Source organism: Vagococcus penaei, assembly GCF_001998885.1.
Classification (GTDB): Bacteria; Bacillota; Bacilli; order Lactobacillales; family Vagococcaceae; genus Vagococcus; species Vagococcus penaei.
Window position 1 is genome coordinate 2,160,316 of record NZ_CP019609.1, and the last position, 17,877, is coordinate 2,178,192.

Annotated in this window: 21 protein-coding genes; all 21 read left to right on the forward strand. The window is 34.8% G+C overall.

Translation table 11 applies throughout. The features are described 5' to 3' along the window. The 21 genes from BW732_RS10335 to BW732_RS10430 all read left to right on the forward strand — a co-directional run bounded on the left by BW732_RS10335 (position 1) and on the right by BW732_RS10430 (position 17,864). Complete coding sequence (locus BW732_RS10335) at positions 1-912, forward strand: flagellar hook-basal body complex protein (protein ID WP_077276656.1); 912 nt, start codon at positions 1-3, stop codon at positions 910-912. 29 nt (positions 913-941) lie between these two features. After that, positions 942-1,142, forward strand: a complete 201-nt coding sequence (locus BW732_RS10340) for a flagellar FlbD family protein (protein ID WP_077276657.1) — start codon at positions 942-944, stop codon at positions 1,140-1,142. A gap of 55 nt (positions 1,143-1,197) precedes the next feature. After that, entirely contained in the window at positions 1,198-1,701 is a 504-nt protein-coding gene (locus tag BW732_RS10345) for a flagellar basal body-associated FliL family protein (RefSeq protein ID WP_077276658.1), read from the forward strand. Positions 1,702-1,771: 70 nt separating this feature from the next. Next, entirely contained in the window at positions 1,772-2,149 is a 378-nt protein-coding gene (locus BW732_RS10350) for a flagellar biosynthetic protein FliO (protein ID WP_077276659.1), read from the forward strand. Positions 2,150-2,178: 29 nt separating this feature from the next. Next, entirely contained in the window at positions 2,179-2,901 is a 723-nt protein-coding gene (fliP, locus tag BW732_RS10355) for a flagellar type III secretion system pore protein FliP (protein WP_228414998.1), read from the forward strand. An 11-nt stretch (positions 2,902-2,912) separates the two neighbouring features. Next, positions 2,913-3,176 carry a flagellar biosynthesis protein FliQ gene (gene fliQ / locus BW732_RS10360; protein ID WP_077276661.1) on the forward strand — a complete coding sequence of 88 codons (264 nt, stop codon included), beginning with the start codon at positions 2,913-2,915 and terminating at the stop codon, positions 3,174-3,176. A 13-nt stretch (positions 3,177-3,189) separates the two neighbouring features. Next, positions 3,190-3,948, forward strand: a complete 759-nt coding sequence (gene fliR / locus BW732_RS10365; protein WP_077276662.1) for a flagellar biosynthetic protein FliR — start codon at positions 3,190-3,192, stop codon at positions 3,946-3,948. Between the two features lie 11 nt (positions 3,949-3,959). Continuing rightward, positions 3,960-5,024: a flagellar biosynthesis protein FlhB gene (gene flhB / locus BW732_RS10370; protein ID WP_077276663.1), complete on the forward strand. Its 1,065-nt coding sequence runs from the start codon at positions 3,960-3,962 to the stop codon at positions 5,022-5,024. Between the two features lie 43 nt (positions 5,025-5,067). Beyond that, positions 5,068-7,161 carry a flagellar biosynthesis protein FlhA gene (flhA, locus tag BW732_RS10375; protein WP_228414940.1) on the forward strand — a complete coding sequence of 698 codons (2,094 nt, stop codon included), beginning with the start codon at positions 5,068-5,070 and terminating at the stop codon, positions 7,159-7,161. 44 nt (positions 7,162-7,205) lie between these two features. Then, complete coding sequence (locus BW732_RS10380; RefSeq protein ID WP_077276665.1) at positions 7,206-7,910, forward strand: sigma-70 family RNA polymerase sigma factor; 705 nt, start codon at positions 7,206-7,208, stop codon at positions 7,908-7,910. A 1-nt stretch (position 7,911) separates the two neighbouring features. Next, positions 7,912-8,628 (forward strand): flagellar hook-basal body protein, encoded by a 717-nt coding sequence (locus BW732_RS10385; protein ID WP_077276666.1) that lies wholly within the window; start codon positions 7,912-7,914, stop codon positions 8,626-8,628. 11 nt (positions 8,629-8,639) lie between these two features. Continuing rightward, positions 8,640-9,398, forward strand: coding sequence for a flagellar hook-basal body protein (locus BW732_RS10390; RefSeq protein WP_077276667.1), 759 nt, complete (start codon positions 8,640-8,642; stop codon positions 9,396-9,398). Between the two features lie 24 nt (positions 9,399-9,422). Continuing rightward, positions 9,423-10,001, forward strand: coding sequence for a cell division ATP-binding protein FtsE (locus BW732_RS10395; protein ID WP_228414941.1), 579 nt, complete (start codon positions 9,423-9,425; stop codon positions 9,999-10,001). Beyond that, positions 10,001-10,138 (forward strand): hypothetical protein, encoded by a 138-nt coding sequence (locus BW732_RS11825; RefSeq protein WP_228414942.1) that lies wholly within the window; start codon positions 10,001-10,003, stop codon positions 10,136-10,138. Before BW732_RS10395 ends, BW732_RS11825 begins: the two co-directional genes overlap by 1 nt. A gap of 93 nt (positions 10,139-10,231) precedes the next feature. Next, positions 10,232-12,304, forward strand: a complete 2,073-nt coding sequence (locus tag BW732_RS10400; protein WP_077276668.1) for a methyl-accepting chemotaxis protein — start codon at positions 10,232-10,234, stop codon at positions 12,302-12,304. Between the two features lie 78 nt (positions 12,305-12,382). Further along, positions 12,383-12,856, forward strand: a complete 474-nt coding sequence (locus tag BW732_RS10405) for a chemotaxis protein CheW (protein ID WP_161485561.1) — start codon at positions 12,383-12,385, stop codon at positions 12,854-12,856. Next, positions 12,856-13,344: a chemotaxis protein CheD gene (locus BW732_RS10410; RefSeq protein ID WP_077276670.1), complete on the forward strand. Its 489-nt coding sequence runs from the start codon at positions 12,856-12,858 to the stop codon at positions 13,342-13,344. The genes BW732_RS10405 and BW732_RS10410 overlap by 1 nt, the downstream gene beginning before the upstream one ends. Positions 13,345-13,358: 14 nt before the next feature. After that, positions 13,359-14,396, forward strand: a complete 1,038-nt coding sequence (locus BW732_RS10415; protein ID WP_179946094.1) for a protein-glutamate methylesterase/protein-glutamine glutaminase — start codon at positions 13,359-13,361, stop codon at positions 14,394-14,396. Continuing rightward, the gene (locus BW732_RS10420) at positions 14,387-15,163 is read left to right on the forward strand and encodes a CheR family methyltransferase (protein ID WP_077276918.1); all 777 of its coding nucleotides are present in this window, start codon (positions 14,387-14,389) and stop codon (positions 15,161-15,163) included. The genes BW732_RS10415 and BW732_RS10420 overlap by 10 nt, the downstream gene beginning before the upstream one ends. 15 nt (positions 15,164-15,178) lie before the next feature. Further along, positions 15,179-17,275: a chemotaxis protein CheA gene (locus tag BW732_RS10425; RefSeq protein WP_077276671.1), complete on the forward strand. Its 2,097-nt coding sequence runs from the start codon at positions 15,179-15,181 to the stop codon at positions 17,273-17,275. Continuing rightward, on the forward strand, positions 17,268-17,864 hold the full coding sequence (locus BW732_RS10430) for a chemotaxis protein CheC (protein ID WP_077276672.1): 597 nt from the start codon (positions 17,268-17,270) through the stop codon (positions 17,862-17,864). Before BW732_RS10425 ends, BW732_RS10430 begins: the two co-directional genes overlap by 8 nt. Positions 17,865-17,877: the final 13 nt, after the last annotated feature.

The following is a 17,877-nucleotide window of genomic DNA, read 5'->3' on the forward strand; positions in this document are numbered from 1 at the left end:
ATGCTTAAATCATTATATTCAGGTGTTAGTGGAATGAAGAGTTTACAAACGAAAATGGATGTGGTCTCAAATAATATTGCAAATGTTAATACGGTTGGTTTTAAAGCAGGCCGGGTAAGATTTCAAGATATTATGAGTCAAACAGAAGCCAATGCTCAAGGACCTAACGATTTTGGTTTAGGTGGGATGAATGCCCGCCAAGTTGGCTTAGGTGTTAAAGTTGGGGCGATTGATACTATGACGGGAATCGGTGCACCACAAACGACTGGTCGTAATTTAGATTTTGCGTTAGATAATAAAGGTTACTTTATTTTAAGAAGTAGTAACACAGATGAAACAAGTTACTATACACGTGACGGATCATTTAGTTTAGATGCAGATGGTACGTTAGTAACTGCTAATGGGTTTAAGGTAATGTCTCGAGGAACAGCAACTGGTCAACCTGTTTTATATGATGCTAATTTTGATTTAGCGACATCCATGGCAACTAATGGACAACTTGTACCAACACAAATCCAACAAACGATTCCAGATCCTAATAATGCTGGCCAGACAATTAACTTGGTGAATTATAGCATTGACTCAACTGGTCTAGTTACAGGTAAGTATAGTAATGATGAAACCTATGTTCTAGGACAAGTTCAAATTGCCACTTTTGCGAATGCGGAAGGTTTAGAAAAAACAGGAAATAACAATTATGTGGCAACGAATAACTCTGGCGAAGCTAACGTGATTGTTCCTGGAACGGATGGATCTGGAAAAATGATTCAAGGTGCTTTAGAAGGATCTAATGTTGACTTAGCCAATGAATTTACAGAAATGATTATCGCTAGTCGCGCGTATCAAGCAAATTCTAGAAGTATTACAACGTCTGATGAGATGTTACAAGAATTAATTAACTTAAAACGTTAGACTGATGGTAATTATTAAAGGAGAAAAAAATGATTGAGTTAACTATGTTAAATAATACTAAATTTTATTTGAATTGCTCATTACTAGCACGTATTGAAGCATCTCCTGATACAATCATTACACTTGTCGATGGGACGACATTAATGGTGAAAGAATCTCCAGAAAAAGTTGCTAATTTATTTTTAGTTTATCACCAACAGGTTCATAGGGAACGTTTTGATATTGGTTAACCTTAATCAGTCTATTGAGTGAATTACAATGAAAGGAGTCATTGAGTAAATAAAAATGAAAAAGAAAAATGTTGATGAAACCGTTAAAGAAGACAAAAAACCAAAAAGTAAAACACCATTATTAATTATTATCGTGTTAGTAGTTGGTTTAGTTGCAGCAACTGGTGGGACAGTAATAGGAAATTTATTAACACATAAGACGGCTGTTAAAGAAGTTAGCCAAAATAAAAATAGTAAGATTGCTAATGACGCAGTAACCGTTCCTTTAGACGAATTTTTAACCAACCTAGCTAAAGGAGAGAAGGGCCAGTCACCATACATTAAAATTCAATTATCACTTTTAGCAGAAAATGAAGACGAAGCCAAAGCAATTGAAAAAAATAAAGATGTTATTCGTGATAGTGTCGTGAATGTTTTACGTAAAAAACAATCTGAAAGCATTTTGAATGATGCTAAAGGGATTGAGTCGTTAAAAGAAGAATTAAAGGGAACAATTAATGAAGCAGTCGGTTCTGAATTAGTTAAAGAAGTGTTTATCACTAATTTAGTCATTCAGTAGGGGATATATCAAGTGCCTAGTGCGGAATAACATTAGGTACTTGATTGATAATTAGAAAGGACGTATCTAAGTGTCGAGTATTTTTTACATTTTGAAAAGTTTGTTTTTTTTGATTGTTGTTTTAGTGATTGCTAAAGTTACAATCAAATACATGAGTCAGTGGACAAAAAATCAGGGCAAGCACATTCAAATTATTGAGAAAAATCAAATTGGGAAAGAAACTAGTCTTTGTATTACCAAGGTTTGTCAGACCTATTATTTGATGAGTGTTGGTCAAGACAAAATTAGTATGATGAAAGAGCTGACAGATGATGAAGTTCAAGAAATTTTGGCGGCTCAAAAACAAGCGGAAAAGACACGGGAGTTACAAATGAATCAATATAAGCAAACTAGTCAATCTGTCTTGCAAAAGGTCATTAGTTTTGTTGGAAAGAGGAAACAACCATGAAAAGAAAGATAGCCGCTACTAGTTTCGTGATGTTAGTCATTAGTTTGTTTATATGGGTTGACCAAGTATCTGCAGTGAGTGTCAATGAAATGACGAATACGTTAAATAAATTATCAGGTAATGATGGCTCATCAGATGTGATTAAATTATTTGTTTTAATGACTGTACTAACATTAGTACCGACGTTATTAATTTTAACAACTTCATTTACCCGCATTATCATGGTATTGTCTTTTGTTCGTAGTTCTCTAGGAACACAACAAACACCACCTAATCAAGTTTTACTAGGGATTGCTTTGTTTTTAACTTTCTTTATTATGCGACCAGTTTATAATGACGTAAATGCAAATGCCATTCAACCGTTAATGAAAGATGAAATCACCCAAGTACAAGCAATTAAAGAAGCTGAAAAACCGATTAAACAATTTATGCTCAAACAAACGCGTGAAAAAGATTTAGAATTATTTGTTAAAAATTCGGGTACAAAAGCACCAAAAAATCCAGAATCATTACCACTAGTAGTTGTTATTCCAGCATTTTTGATTAGTGAATTACGAACTGCTTTTAGTATTGGATTTTTAATCTTTTTACCATTTTTAGTTATTGATATGGCGGTCTCGAGTATCCTCATGTCGATGGGGATGTTTATGCTATCTCCGGTTATGATTTCATTACCATTTAAGTTACTTTTATTTGTACTCGTAGATGGATGGTATTTAGTTGTCGAAAGTTTAGTCAGAGGATTTCAATAGGAGAGATAAAAATGACCGTACAAATGGTATTAGATGTAATCCATGAAGCCTATATGAAAATTATTTTAATTGCAGGTCCAATTTTAATTATTGCGATGGTAGTGGGTTTGGTGATTAGTATTTTACAAGCGACAACACAGCTACAAGAGCAAACATTAAGTTTTGTACCAAAATTGTTAGCAGTTTTTGTAGGATTAATTGTTTTAGGGAACTTTATGTTAAATACATTATTAGAGTTTACAAAATCACTGTTTAGCATTATTTCAACATTATAAAGTGGGTGATAATGTGACAGACGTCTTTGTAACATTTATTTTAATTTTTACGCGATTAACGGCATTCATGGTGACTTCACCAGGTTTTTCATTTCGTAATATGCCAAAATTAGTTAAAATCATGCTATCTCTAGGTCTCGCGTTGTTGGTAATTGAAACGATGGAGCCAGTGACTATAGAGAATAATTTATTTCTATTATATTTATTAGTTATCAAAGAAATATTAATTGGTTTATCAATGGGCTTTATAACTCAAATTTTGTTTTCGGCAATTGAGATGGCTGGTCAATTAATCGATTTTCAAGTTGGTTTTTCGATGGGGATGATTTACGACCCATCCTCGGGTGTTCAAGCTTCTAATTATGGAAGATTTTACTATTGGTTAGGCTTGGCAGTTTTTTTTATGACTGATTTTCACTTAATCATTTTGCAAACAGTAATCAATTCTTTTCGAGCCATACCTTTAGGCACGTATAATATTAATTCTGGGGCAATTAATGGAACTATTATGTTATTTGGTGAATCATTTAAGCTGGCACTAATGTTGGCTGCACCAATGTTAATTGTCGCATTGATTGTGGATGTTGTCTTAGGAATTATTTCACGTAGTGTGTCACAAATTAACGTTTTGATGATTGGACTGCCATTTAAAATTTTTGTCACACTATTATTCATGTTGGCATTATTACCAAGTCTTTTTGACCAAGTGCAGCATCTATTGCCAACAATTCAGCGATATTTACAAGAATTTATTCAATCTATTTCCGGGTGAGGTGAGGGCGAATGTCAGAAAAAGATGGAAAAACAGAAAAGCCCACCCCTAAGCGCTTGCGAGATTCGCGGAAAAAAGGTGACATTGCAAAGAGTCAAGAGCTAGTCTCAGCAGCTAGTTTTGCTGTTTTTACACTAGTCTTTATTCCTTTATGGGAATTTGTTGCTAATTATTCATTTAAATTATTAACGAGCAGTTTTGCAAAGAATTTTGCCTTAGATGGTTTTGAAAATAATGTGGCTGTTATTGGGTTTCAAAGTATGATAGCTTGCTTAATTTTAATTGGTCCATTTTTAGCATTAGGTTTTTTAGCAAATTTTTTAGCAAGTTTTGTTCAAGTGGGATTTTTATTCACTGGTGAAGCAATTAAATTTGACTTAAAAAAGTTAAATCCAATTTCTGGTTTTAAAAATATTTTTAGTTCACAAGCCATTTTCGGCCTAATTAAAAATATTTTAAAATTAATAGCGATTTTTTATATTACCTATTTAGAAATTACAGGATCATTAACTGATTTTATTAATTTAAGTCAAGTTGGAGTGGAACATATTTTTACTTTTGTTTTAGCTTTTATCAAGCGCTTGAGCATTAAATTAACACTTCTTCTTCTTGTCTTAGGTGTGGCTGATTATGTTTATAATCGGTATAAATTCACTAAAAAATTACGAATGTCTAAACAAGAAATTAAAGATGAATATAAGGAACAAGAGGGAGATCCTCATGTTAAATCGCAACGTAAGGCGTTATATCATAAAATGGTTGGTGGCGTAAAAAATGTTAAGGATGCGACGGTTGTTATTACGAACCCGACACATTTAGCGATTGCAATTAAATATGACCGAGCGACTGATGCTGCCCCAATGGTAATTGCCGAAGGAGCAGATTTGATGGCGCAAAAGATTCGCGAAGAAGCTAAATTATATCAGATTCCAATTATTGAAAATAAACCTGTGGCACGTCAACTATACAAAGAAACAGGTGTCTTAGAACCAGTACCAATTGCCATGTATGAAACTATCGCAGAAGTCTTAGCGTTGGTATACCGCATGAATGCAGAAAGTAAACATAAAATTTAAGTAGTTGCAGTAGGTAGTATTGTAAAAAAAGGGGACCATGCTCGTGAAGGATTATTCATTAAAAGCCAAATTAAAAAATGTTGATTATTCTGATTTAATTGTGTCATTCATAGTGGTAGCTGTTATTGGTTTGATTATCATTCCGCTTCCAAGCCTACTGTTAGATTTTTTAATTATTGTGAATATAACAATTGGGATCAATATCTTATTGATTACGCTTTTTACAAAAAGAGTGTTAGAATTTTCAACATTTCCAACATTACTCTTAATCACCACCATGTTCCGCTTAGGCTTAAATATCTCGTCAACACGTTTAGTCTTGACACAAGGAAATGCTGGCCATGTGATTGATGCCTTTGCGAATGTCGTGACAGGAAATAATTACATTGTGGGAGCAGTACTGTTTATTATTATTACAATTGTCCAAATTATTGTTGTGACAAATGGTGCTGGGCGAGTATCAGAAGTGTCGGCGCGTTTTACATTAGATGCGATGCCAGGAAAACAAATGGCAATTGATGCTGATTTAAATGCAGGCCTTATCTCAGAAGATGAAGCTAAAAAACGTCGTGAAGAATTACAACGCGAAGCGAGTTTTTTTGGGGCGATGGATGGTGCAAGTAAATTCGTCAAAGGAGACGCGATTGCAGGGATTATTATTACCCTAATAAACTTAATTGGTGGGATTTTAATTTTTTCAATTGGGCAAGGTATGCCTATGGGAGAGTCACTAAGTCAATTCGGTAAATTATCGATTGGGGATGGTCTGGTTAGTCAAATTCCTTCATTACTAATTTCTGTATCATCCGGTATTATTGTGACACGTTCTAGTGATAATAAAACGTTCGGTGGTTCTATTCAAGGGGACTTATTCAAAAATCCTATGATTATGTGGATTTTAGCGACCGTTTTAGTGTTGATGGCATTAGTACCAGGATTTCCTAAAATTCCTTTTCTAATCATAGCTATGGCTTGCGCTTTTATTGGCTACAAGTTAAAAGAGAAGGATACTAATTTGAAAAAACGGGCTGTTGAAGAACGTCAAGCACTAGCACTTCAACAAAAAGAACGTGAATTAGAAGAAGATGATAGTGTCGCTTCCTTTCAGGTGGAACCAATCTCAATTGAAATTGGGTATGCACTTATCTCAATGACTGATGATTCACTCGATAATAGCTTGATGAAACAAATTGTAACCATTCGTAAGCAATGTGCGCATGAATTGGGTGTGCTACTATCACCGATTCGGATTCGTGATAATCTGCAATTAGGACCGAATGATTATTGCATTAAAATCAAAGGTAATGAAGTTGCACGCGGTGATATTTATCCTAATAAATTTTTAGTCATTAATCCAGATTCTGAGGATATTACGCTCACTGGTATTCCAACTAAAGAACCAGCTTTTGGTTTAGATGCACTATGGGTTGATGAAGAAGATAAAGAGTTTGCAGATTTACATGGAATGACCATTGTAGAACCAGTGACAGTGATCGCAACACATTTAAAAGAAGTTATCTTTAATCATACGGCTGAGTTACTTGGTCGCCAAGAAGTGAAAGCTTTACTTGAAGGAATTAAAGATCGTTATAATGTTGTTATTGATGAGTTAATTCCTGATATTATGCGCTTAGGTGAGGTCCAAAAAGTTCTACAAAACTTATTAAAAGAACAAATTCCTATTAATGATTTAGTGACGATATTAGAAACACTAGCTGACTATGGCACGATGACAAAAGATTCGGAAATTTTAACAGAACATGTTCGCCAAGCTTTAAAACGAACGATTGTTAAGCAATATCTAACAGAAGATCAGGTTCTAAATGTTGTCACTGTGCATCCGGAAATTGAAGATATTATTAGCAAAAACATTCAAAAGACGGCTAGTGGCTCAATTCCAATTTTAAAACCTGATATCATCACAGCACTTTTTGACAGCTTAAATGACGTGCATAGTCGTCTACTATCAGAAGGTATCACACACGTCTTATTAGCATCACCTAATAATCGATTAATTATCAAGAAATTAATTTCTTATAATTTTCCTGATATTGGCGTTTTATCACTAAATGAAATACCAAATGAAATCCCGATTGAAACTTGTGGTATTTTGACTATTCCAATGAATCAAGAGTAATTTGCTTTAAAATAAGAGCACTAGCGGAGATGAGGGTTGATTAGATGTATGAAATGAGTTATGAAGAAGAAATCATTAGGTACTTACCATTAGTTCGACGTGTGGTCAATCGCATCACCATTAAAAACAAAGAGTATGAACAAGATGATTTGTTTAATATTGGTGTTATCGGATTAATGGACGCGTTAAAAAAGTTTGATGCTTCTAAGCAAGTACCGTTTGAGTCTTATGCTCGCATTCGAATTAAAGGAGCTATCATTGATGAAGTGAGAAAAACGTCAAAAGTGTCGAGAAGTCGTATGGATCAGTTGAATTTGTATTATCAAGCAAAGGAGAAGCTTGAAAGTGAGTATCAAAAAGAAGCGACGGATCAACAAATTTGTCGAGAGATGGGAATTAGCGCCAAACAATTAAGCGTCATCTATGATACTTTGCATCATTTGGCTAATATCTCATTGGAAGATACCCTCTTTAACAATCAAGGAGATGCAACGGAATTAAAAGATATGATTCAAGATGAATCGTTAGTTTCAGCAGATGATAAATTATTTTTAGCTGAAGCGAAGGAAAGTCTCAGTCATGCTATTTCTACTTTAAAAGAACGCGACCAATTAATTTTGAATCTATATTACGTTGAGGAGTTAACGTTGAAGGAAATTGCAGAGGTTTTAGAAATTTCAGTACCACGAGTATCGCAGTTGCATGGGAAAATAATCAGTCAATTAAAGCAATTAATGGAGGATGAATAGTATGATTCGAAGTATGGATACCTTGCGTAATAGTTTAGATATTTTACAAAAACGCCAAGAAAATATCAGTGGTAATGTGGCAAACACCAATACTCCAGGTTATCGCGCACAAGGCATGACACAACGGACGAAAGACGCAGTACCGATGTTTAATTTTCAAGGTGGTCCCAATTTAGATGAACAAAATAATATTGGTAATTTTGTTTTTGGGAATGAACTTGACTTGGTTTACCAAAAGACTGAGCAAGGTGGCATTAAACAGACACAACGTAAAACTGATTTCTCAATTGTTGGTGATGGTTTTTTTAATATTCAATTAGATAATGGTCAGACAGTCTACACACGGAATGGAAATTTTACGGTTAATGAGCAAAATCAGTTGGTGACACAACAAGGATTTCTTGTGCTAGGTCAAAATGGACAACCGATTGATGCCACAACAATTAATCAAGCGCCACCTGCCTTTCAGCTAACACGTTTCAATAATCCGGAAGCCATGCAAAGTGTAGGTCAAACTCTTTACGTGTCAGGTGAAGATGGGATGGTTGATACTCAAAGTGTGACTAGTCAAAATTCATTAGAAGGATCTAACGTTAATATGGTGGACCAAATGACACAATTAATTGAAATGGCTAGACAGTTTGAAACAAATCAAAAAGCTTTACACGCATCGGATGAGACGCTAGGTTATGCGACAACTCAAATTGGCCGTGTATAGGAGGGGAAAAGATGACAGTCAATACTTCATTATATATTAGTCAATCTGGATTAAATGGTTTACAAAAGAATTTAGATATTACGGCTAACAATATTGCAAATGTTAATACAATTGGATTTAAACAAAAAGATGGAGCTTTTCAAGAGTTATTAGTTAACAATTTGGAACCCACAGAAGTCCCGATGACGGCTGGTTTAGTTGGTAATACTAATCGTGGTTTGCAAGTTGATCAAAACAATATCAATTTTGCTCAAGGTGGGTTAACCGAAACCAAGCAACCATTTGACTTAGCTTTAGCTGGTGACGGATTTTTTAGTGTAACTGGACGTAATGGTGAACGATTATTAACGCGAGATGGGGCTTTTTCACTTGATAATAGTGGTGAACTACAACTAGCTAGCGGTGAAAAATTAGATGTTAACTACTTAGTTCCAGCGCGCGAATGGCCACAGGGAGGCAAACCGTTTATTGGCACGAATGGGATGATTGTTATTAGTGGTCAAACTGTTGGTCAAATCCCGGTCTTCACAGTAGATAATCCTAGTCAATTAGTAGCAACTGGTGATAATAAATATCGGATACCAGATGGTTTGAATGTCGTACAAGCACAAAACCCACAAATTAATCAAGGATTTTTAGAAAATTCGACAGTTGATTTAGCGAGTTCAATGACGGATATGATTGTGACACAACGTGCCTATTCAATGAATGCTAAAGTGTTACAAGCGACAGATGAGATGATGCAACGAATTAACGAATTTAAGAAGTAATTTTTCGAAAGTGAGCCATCATATATGATAATAATGAAAAATGTCTATAAAAAATATGAAACAACTCATGAGGAATGGGCGCTAAAGCAGATTAATTGCCAGATTAATCAAGGGGAATTTGTTTATTTAGTTGGTTCAAGTGGTGCAGGAAAATCGACATTTTTAAAATTATTAACTGTTGAAGAACAGATAACTAAGGGCTTAATTCAAATTGGTAATACGGATTTGTCAAAATTAGCACCTAGAAGAATTCACTTATACCGAAGACAAATAGGGATTGTTAAGCAAGACTTTTTGCTAATGGAACAAAAGACGGTGTTTGAAAATATTGCTTATGTTCTTCGTGCGTTAGATGTCCGTTCTAAAGACATTAAATACTTGGTGGAGCAAGTATTGGAACAAGTTGGTATGAGTCACGCAAAAAAATTGTACCCACATGAATTATCACAAGGACAACAGCAAAAGGTTGCTATTGCTCGCTCGATTGTCAATCAGCCTAAATTATTATTAGTCGATGAGCCAACAGCTAACCTTGATGATAAATCGGCTGTTGACGTCTCACGAATTTTTTTCAGCTTAATCAACAAGGAACGACAATTGTAATGGCAACCCACCATAGTACATTGGTCAACACGCTCAAAAATCGTGTGATTGAAATGCATGCTGGGCAAATTATTCGTGATGAAGAACAGGGGACGTATGGTCGAGAAAATGATTACCAAGATATTTTTTTTATTTAATCTTAATTATCTGGTTAATTTTACCGATAATATACCTTGTAGTATCAGCTTTCTTAGATAAAAAAGGAGAGTAATTGAAAGGGGATTAATGAAATGAAAAAGAACAAGAATAGACAGAAGTCCTTAGGGCCAAAGATTATTATTACGGTTTTAGTAATGACGATTTTACCTGTTTTAGTGACGTTGGGAATAAATTTGAATTTAATGACTAAGTTAGTTAGTGAGCGGGTTCAGGTAGAAGAAAAAAATAAAGTAGATGAAATGTATAATACAATTAAAAACGTAGAAGATAGCGTCGCTAATACTGTTAAGATGATATCGGTACAACCATCCTTGAAGCAACCAATTACAAAGGTAGCAGATCGTGAAAAAATTCGTGATATTCTAGAAGTAACACAAAAAGCAAATCCAAATATTGTTGAACTTTATTTTGCACCAAGTAAACAAGATTTGATATCTAGCTTATCACGTGATAATCCTGAATCACAATATTCACAGCGTCCCTGGTATAAAGCAGCTATTGCTAATCCCGACAAGTTGAATTGGTCTAAACCCATAAAAGATATGAATTCAGGTGAAATGGTATTAATGGTATCGCAGGCAATAAAAGTAAATGGGAAAATTCTTGGTGTACTATCAGCTGACATGAATTTTCCTCGTATTTCACAAATGATTCAAACAACTAAAATTGGTCGGACGGGTCGTGTTATTCTATCGACAATGGATGGTACAATTTTAGCTTCACCATTAAAGAAGGAAATTGGTGAAGATATCAGTAGTTACAGTGAGTATAAACAAATTATGAAGAAAGGTAACTCTGGTTATGTTGAATCTAAAGGTGTTGGCGAAATTTACTTTAGAAAAAATTCTCATGGTATGCTAATTCAATCTGTTGTTGAACCGAATGAATTAAGAGCTGATCAAAAGCAAATCTTAACTAATTCAATATATGTTTTAGTATTAATTGTGGTAATTTCTATTATTTTCGCCATTTTATTAGGACGTATTGTAGTCCAAATTGCGCAAACCTTAGTAAATGCTTTCCAAAGAGCCAGTGAAGGTGACTTAACAGCTGAAATCAAGAGTTTCAAAGGTGATTCTGACGATAAATTAAAATGGTTAATCAAAATTCCTGGTATGAAAAAACTGATTGGGGATGGTTCAATCAAAGAAGATGGTCATGAAATTCATCGTATTGTGACAGCTTATAACCGTATGATTTTTGGTTTTGGTCGATTAATTGAAGGAATTCAAATGGAGAGCGATCGCATTTCAGAAATGACCGTTTCCCTAGCTGAAATTTCTAAACAAACTAATTCAGCAACTGAAGAAGTATCAGAGACGATTACAGGAATTGCACAAGCGACAAGCTCGCAAGCAATCGATGCGGAAAATACAGTTAGCGAAATGAATCAATTAGGTGAAACAATTGACGTGATTCATCAGTCAGCAGTCGAAATGACTAATGGTGCCACGAGAGCTACTGAATTAAATACTAATAATTCACAATTAATGGAAGATGTCCATGAAAATTGGGAAATTGAACGCGCTAAATTGGGTGAACTAGCGGAAAACATGACCAACATGAACCGCGAGATTCAAAATATCAATCAAATCATCAAAGTGATTACTGATATTTCGTCACAAACTAATTTATTAGCTCTTAACGCTTCAATTGAAGCAGCCCGTGCTGGTGAAGCTGGTCGTGGTTTTGCGGTTGTCGCTGATGAAGTTCGTAAGCTAGCAGAACAAAGTGCAACTTCAACGAAAGATATTGAACAAATTATTAATAAAATTCAAGAAAAATCAATTAGTATGGTTGAACAAGTTAGTGATTCTTATGAAGGTGGCGTGAAACAAACAGAAATTATTAATGGCGCAATTGAATCAACTAACGATGTTTCTGCTAAATTTGAAGAAATTATTTTAGAAATTAATAGTATCGATCAATTGATTGCGAGTGTGCAATCACAAAAAGATACAGTCTTATTCGCTGTTGAAAATATTTCAGCTTCCACTGAAGAAAACTCAGCCGGTACAGAAGAAGTTTCGGCAAATGCAGAAGAAATTCTAGCAACAATGGAAGAATTTACAAATAATATTGCAGAATTAGAAAAAATTACTGAAATTCTAAATCTCCAAGCGAATAGTTTTAAAATTAAATAAGTGATATAACACCTAACGATAGTCTGATTGTATGATTGATACATTGGACTATCGTTTAATAAAATGTTGGAGGTCAACATGAGAAAACAAATCGTTTTTATTAGCCACAACCAAAAATTTTGTTTGCCCATTGAACAAATTGAAAAAATTATTCAGTGGGAAGAACCAACAAAAGTATTACAACATGATGCGTTTATTTTAGGTGTGATTAAGTATAATAATCAAGTACTTCCAGTCATTGATTTGGCTGAGTGTTTTTTTCTAACATTAAGTCCTATAACTTCTGACAGTAAGTATATTATTACTAATTTAGCGGGTGATTTACTTTGCTTACTAGTCGATGACATTCAAGGGATTGTTGATTTTGATGATAATCAATTTGAACACGTTTCGGAAGAATCATTGATTGAAAAAGAATTTATTGCATCATTTGTCAAAACACCGGACGCAATTATCACAGAATTAGACTTGACAGCAATTAAAACGTTAAAAGATAGTCAGAATTTAGTTGCAGATGATGGGCTAGATGATGTAGAAATGGCGGAAAGTTAATGCCAGAAGTAAAAAAAGTTGGGATTTCAGATTATCAAATTGCACAAGCACCTGATAGTCTCCAGACGTTGGGCTTAGGCTCTTGTGTCGCAGTTTTTATCTACGATAAGCATAAAAAAATCGGTGGCTTGAGTCATATTATGCTACCAAATAGTCACTTGTTTAAAGGTCGAGCAGAAATTAAAGTGGAAAAATTTGCAGATTTGGCTTTACCCAAGATGGTTACTGAATTAAAGGAAAACTATGGTTGTACTCGTCTTGTTGCTAAAATTGCTGGCGGTGCGAATATGTTTAGTTTCAATCAAGGTGCTCAAACACAAAATATTGGTGAACGAAATGTCATTGCTGTGCAAACTGCACTAAAAGATTTGAAAATACCCTTATTAGCTAGTCACGTAGGAGGTACAATGGGTCGATCATTTTTTGCTAACTTAGAGGACCTAACAGTGACTGTCAAAATGGTTAACCGAGAAATTATTGAATTATAAGCGAGGTGGGACTAATGTCAATTCGAGTAGTTGTCGTCGATGATTCGGCATTTATGCGGAAAATAATATCAGATAAAATTAGTCAGATAAAAGGGATAGACGTTTGCGGAATTGCTCGTGATGGTCAAAGCGCATTAAAGATGATTGAAAAGCAACAACCTGATGTCATCACGCTAGACATTGAAATGCCAGGTTTAAATGGTTTAGAAACTTTAAAAATTATTAAAGAACGCTTCAATATTCCTGTCATTATGCTTAGTTCGCATTCTGGAGAAGACATGACGATTACTTCATTAGAACTAGGGGCGATGGATTTTATTGAAAAACCACAGAATTTATTAAAAATTGAAGCAGATTTTGTTGCAGAGTTAGAATTGAAGATAAAATCAATCAGTAAAGCAAATGTCCTATTGACCGAGACCAAATCAGTTCAGAGTCCATTAACTGATAATAATGAGGCGGTATTTCCAAAAAAAATTCGTGCGATTGTGATTGGAGCATCTACTGGAGGGCCACGCGCATTGATGCAACTGATTAAATATATTCCTGCAGATTTACGCATTCCCATACTGATTGTCCAACACATGCCGGCGGGTTTTACAACATCTTTCTCAAAGCGTCTTAATCAAGAAGCGCAAGTTCCAGTTGTTGAGGCTGTTGATAGCGAACTCATTCAAGGTGGTAAGGTCTATATTGCGCCGGGCAATCATCACTTGAGACTTGAGGATGGTCGAATTAAGTTAGGTAGTCCAGAAGAAGCTAAAGTTCATGGTGTGAGGCCTGCAGTAGATTATTTATTTGAAACTGCTGCACAGTGCTATCAAAAAGAATTAGTTGGCATTATTTTGACAGGTATGGGTAATGATGGAACGGCAGGTTTACGAGTCATCAAAGAGTTAGGTGGTTACACAATCGCACAAGATCAAAAAAGTTCTGTCGTATTTGGTATGCCACGTCGTGCGATTGAAAGTCATGTGATTGATGAGATTGGTAACTTAGAAGAAATAGGTGAGCGATTGAATTGGATGATAAGGGTGAAACAATGGAGATAGAATTTACGCATTTTTATGAATGGGTCAAATTTAATTTAGGTATCGACCTATTCGCATATAAAGAAAAACAACTGCAACGACGTATTTTAACGATTATGAAAACAACAGGTGCGACAAATCTAAAAGAGTACAGTCAGTTAATTAAAAACAATAAACAAATTCGACAAGAATTCTTGGATTATATTACGATTAATGTAACAGAATTTTTTAGAAATCCAGAGTTATTTTTAGACCTTGAACAACTGATTAAATTAGATTTATTACCTGAATTTAAGGAACTAAAAATTTGGAGTGCTGCTTGTTCAATCGGTTGTGAACCCTATTCGCTAGGAATTATGACTCAAAGAGAAAAAATTCCCTTGAAAACGACTATTTTGGCAACAGATATTGATTTGACAATTTTAAAAAAAGCTAAAGCTGGTATCTATAAAGCCAATGAGTTAAAAAATGTTAAACCTCACGATTTAGTAACTTACTTCTCAGAGAGGGATGAGCAATATCACATTAACTCAGCTATCAAACAGCTAGTTCATTTCAAACAACATGATTTACTCCAAGACAAATATGGTAAGGATTTTCATCTAATCGTTTGCCGTAATGTCACAATTTATTTTAAACCTGAAGCACGTGATGCCATCTATCGTAAGTTTAATGACGCACTGGTGATGGGAGGAATCTTCTTTACTGGTGCCACTGAAACAATAAGTAACCCAGAAACTTTTGGGTTCAAAAAGTTATCAACGTTTATGTATCAAAAAATAAGTTAAAAGAGAGGTGTTTTTGTGGACGACAACAGTCAATATCGAGAACTCTTTTTTGAGGAAACAGATGACCATTTAGAAAACTTAAATGATGCAATTTTAGAATTAGAAAATTATCCAGAGCGTACAGATTTAGTTGATAGTATTTTTCGTTCGGCTCATACATTAAAAGGAATGGCTGCCACAATGGGATACGAAACCATGACCAAATTAACTCATCGTATGGAAAATATTTTTCAATTATTTAAGGACGGTACTTTGCTCGTTACAGCCGATTCGATTTCTTTAATTTTAGACTGTTTGGATAAATTAAGTGCCATTGTCGATGATTTAAGAGATGAAATTGAAACAGATATGTCATCAATTACGGACTTATTGGCTCGGCTGAAGGAGTTAGAGATTACTAACACAACTAGCCAACAGATAGACACTCCTGTTGATAACGCTACTAAAAAAGTGGCTCCAATGGAAGTCAGATTTAAAGAATTGTCCGAAACTGATAAAATGTTAATCACACAAGCTGCTGAAAAAGAATTTATTAGTCTGGGAATTATGATTCGTTTAGAAGCGGACTGTATGATGAAAGGTGCTAGAGCCTACCTCTTACAAAATCAATTAGAACAACTAGGTGAAATTATTCATAGTGAGCCTGGTACGGATTTAATTGAAGCGGGTGACTTTGAAACAGATTTTACGCTACTCTTTTTAACGCAAGATACACCAAGTAAAGTTAATGAAGTATTACAAGATAATCCAGATGTTGAAGCAATTAAGATAGAAGTTATGACCGACGATACGTTAAACGACTTTATTCCATCAGATGATGTAGCGCTTGAGGAATTACCTCAACTCATGTCTCCAGAAATATCGCAGCCGGTTACTACAAAAGATAATAACAAACCTGATGAACTACCAAAAGCAACAGCTAAACCCGCAAAGGGGAAGGCGGAGCATCATCAAAGTCATCAGAGTATTAAGGTTGATTTAGGGCGTCTGGACTCATTTATGAATTTAGTATCTGAGTTAGTCGTGTACCGAACCCGTTTAGAAAATTTAAGTAAACAATATGACGCGACAGAAATTCAAGACCCATTGGCACACGTTGGACGAATTACAACCGAATTACAAGAACTCGTCTTAAAAATTCGGATGCAGCAAGTCAGTGTTGTCACCAATCGATTCCCAAGAATGGTGCGCGATTTGTCGAAAGATCTCGGTAAGGAAATGGAATTGATTATAGAAGGTGATGAAACTGAGTTAGATAGAACAGTAGTTTCTGAGTTGAGCGAGCCATTGATTCATCTAATCCGTAACTCTGCTGACCATGGAATTGAAAGCTTAGAACGCCGTCGCGAATTGGGTAAACCAGATGTTGGGACCATTAAATTAACAGCTTATCAGCAGGGTAATCGGGTAATTATTACTCTTTCTGATGATGGAAAAGGGTTAAATCCTGTATTAATAGCTGAGAGTGCTCGTCGTAAGGGACTGGACGTGGATGGTTTAACCGATAAAGAATTATTGCATATTATTTTTCACCCAGGTTTTTCAACTGCCCAAAAAGTAACAAATGTATCTGGTCGTGGTGTTGGAATGGACGTTGTTCACTCTAAAATTGAAAGTCTTGGAGGCACGATTGAATTAAGTAGTGAAATTGATAAAGGAACAATAACGACTATTAACTTACCTCTAACTTTATCGATTATTCAATCATTGATGGTTAAAGTCTCAGGACAAACCTTTGCTCTACCACTAGGAGTAATTGAAAAGGTTATTGCGATTAATGAAGAAGAGATTGTTGAAACATTTGACCAAGAAATTTATATGTATCGTGGAAAAGCCACGCCTGTCATCCGATTAAACGATGTCTTAGGTATTTCAGATCGACATAAAGATATTCATCCACATTTAATTATGGTGCTATTAGGCAAAAAATATTTTGCACTGCTAGTTGATGAATTAATCGGGCAACAAGAAATTGTCATCAAAAAGTTGGGTAATGAGTTGAAACACTTAACAAAATATTTAGGCGCAACTATTCTTGGAAATGGTGATATTATTTTAATTTTAGATAGTCACATGATTTGTAATGAAGGTAGCGTGAGTGTCAATGGATAATGGCTACACAGACTTACAGTTAGATGTTTTAAAAGAGTTAATTAACATTGGTGGTGGTAATGCTGCTACAAGTATTTCACAATTAATCGAGCAACCAGTTAATATGCTCGTACCCTTGATTGAAATTTTGCCATATGACGTATTATATGACCAAATTATGTCTGAAGATGAGCCGGTTTATGCTATAATTAATCAAGTATTTGGTGATGCAAGAGGCGTATTTTTATTTTCAATGACAAATAAATCAGCAAGCCAAATAACACAAATGATGATTCCAGATGACATTAGTTTAACGGATGACTTAAAAGAGTCAGCAGTTAAAGAGTTAGTTAATATTATTGTGAATTCATTTTTAACAGCATTAAACAAAGAGTTAAACTGCCATCTCGTTTCTTCTGTCCCAATGTTGACAGTGGATATGTTTGGTTCAGTAATTAGTAGCTTGTATATGGAGTTAGGCCAATATGACGATCAAGTCATGATTTTAAAAAATGAATTTATTTATTTAGGCGATAAAATCGATGCGTCATTGTATTTTATCCCAAATGAAGGTGTATTAGAAAAATTATTTAAACTACTAGGATTATAGGGGAGAAAAACAA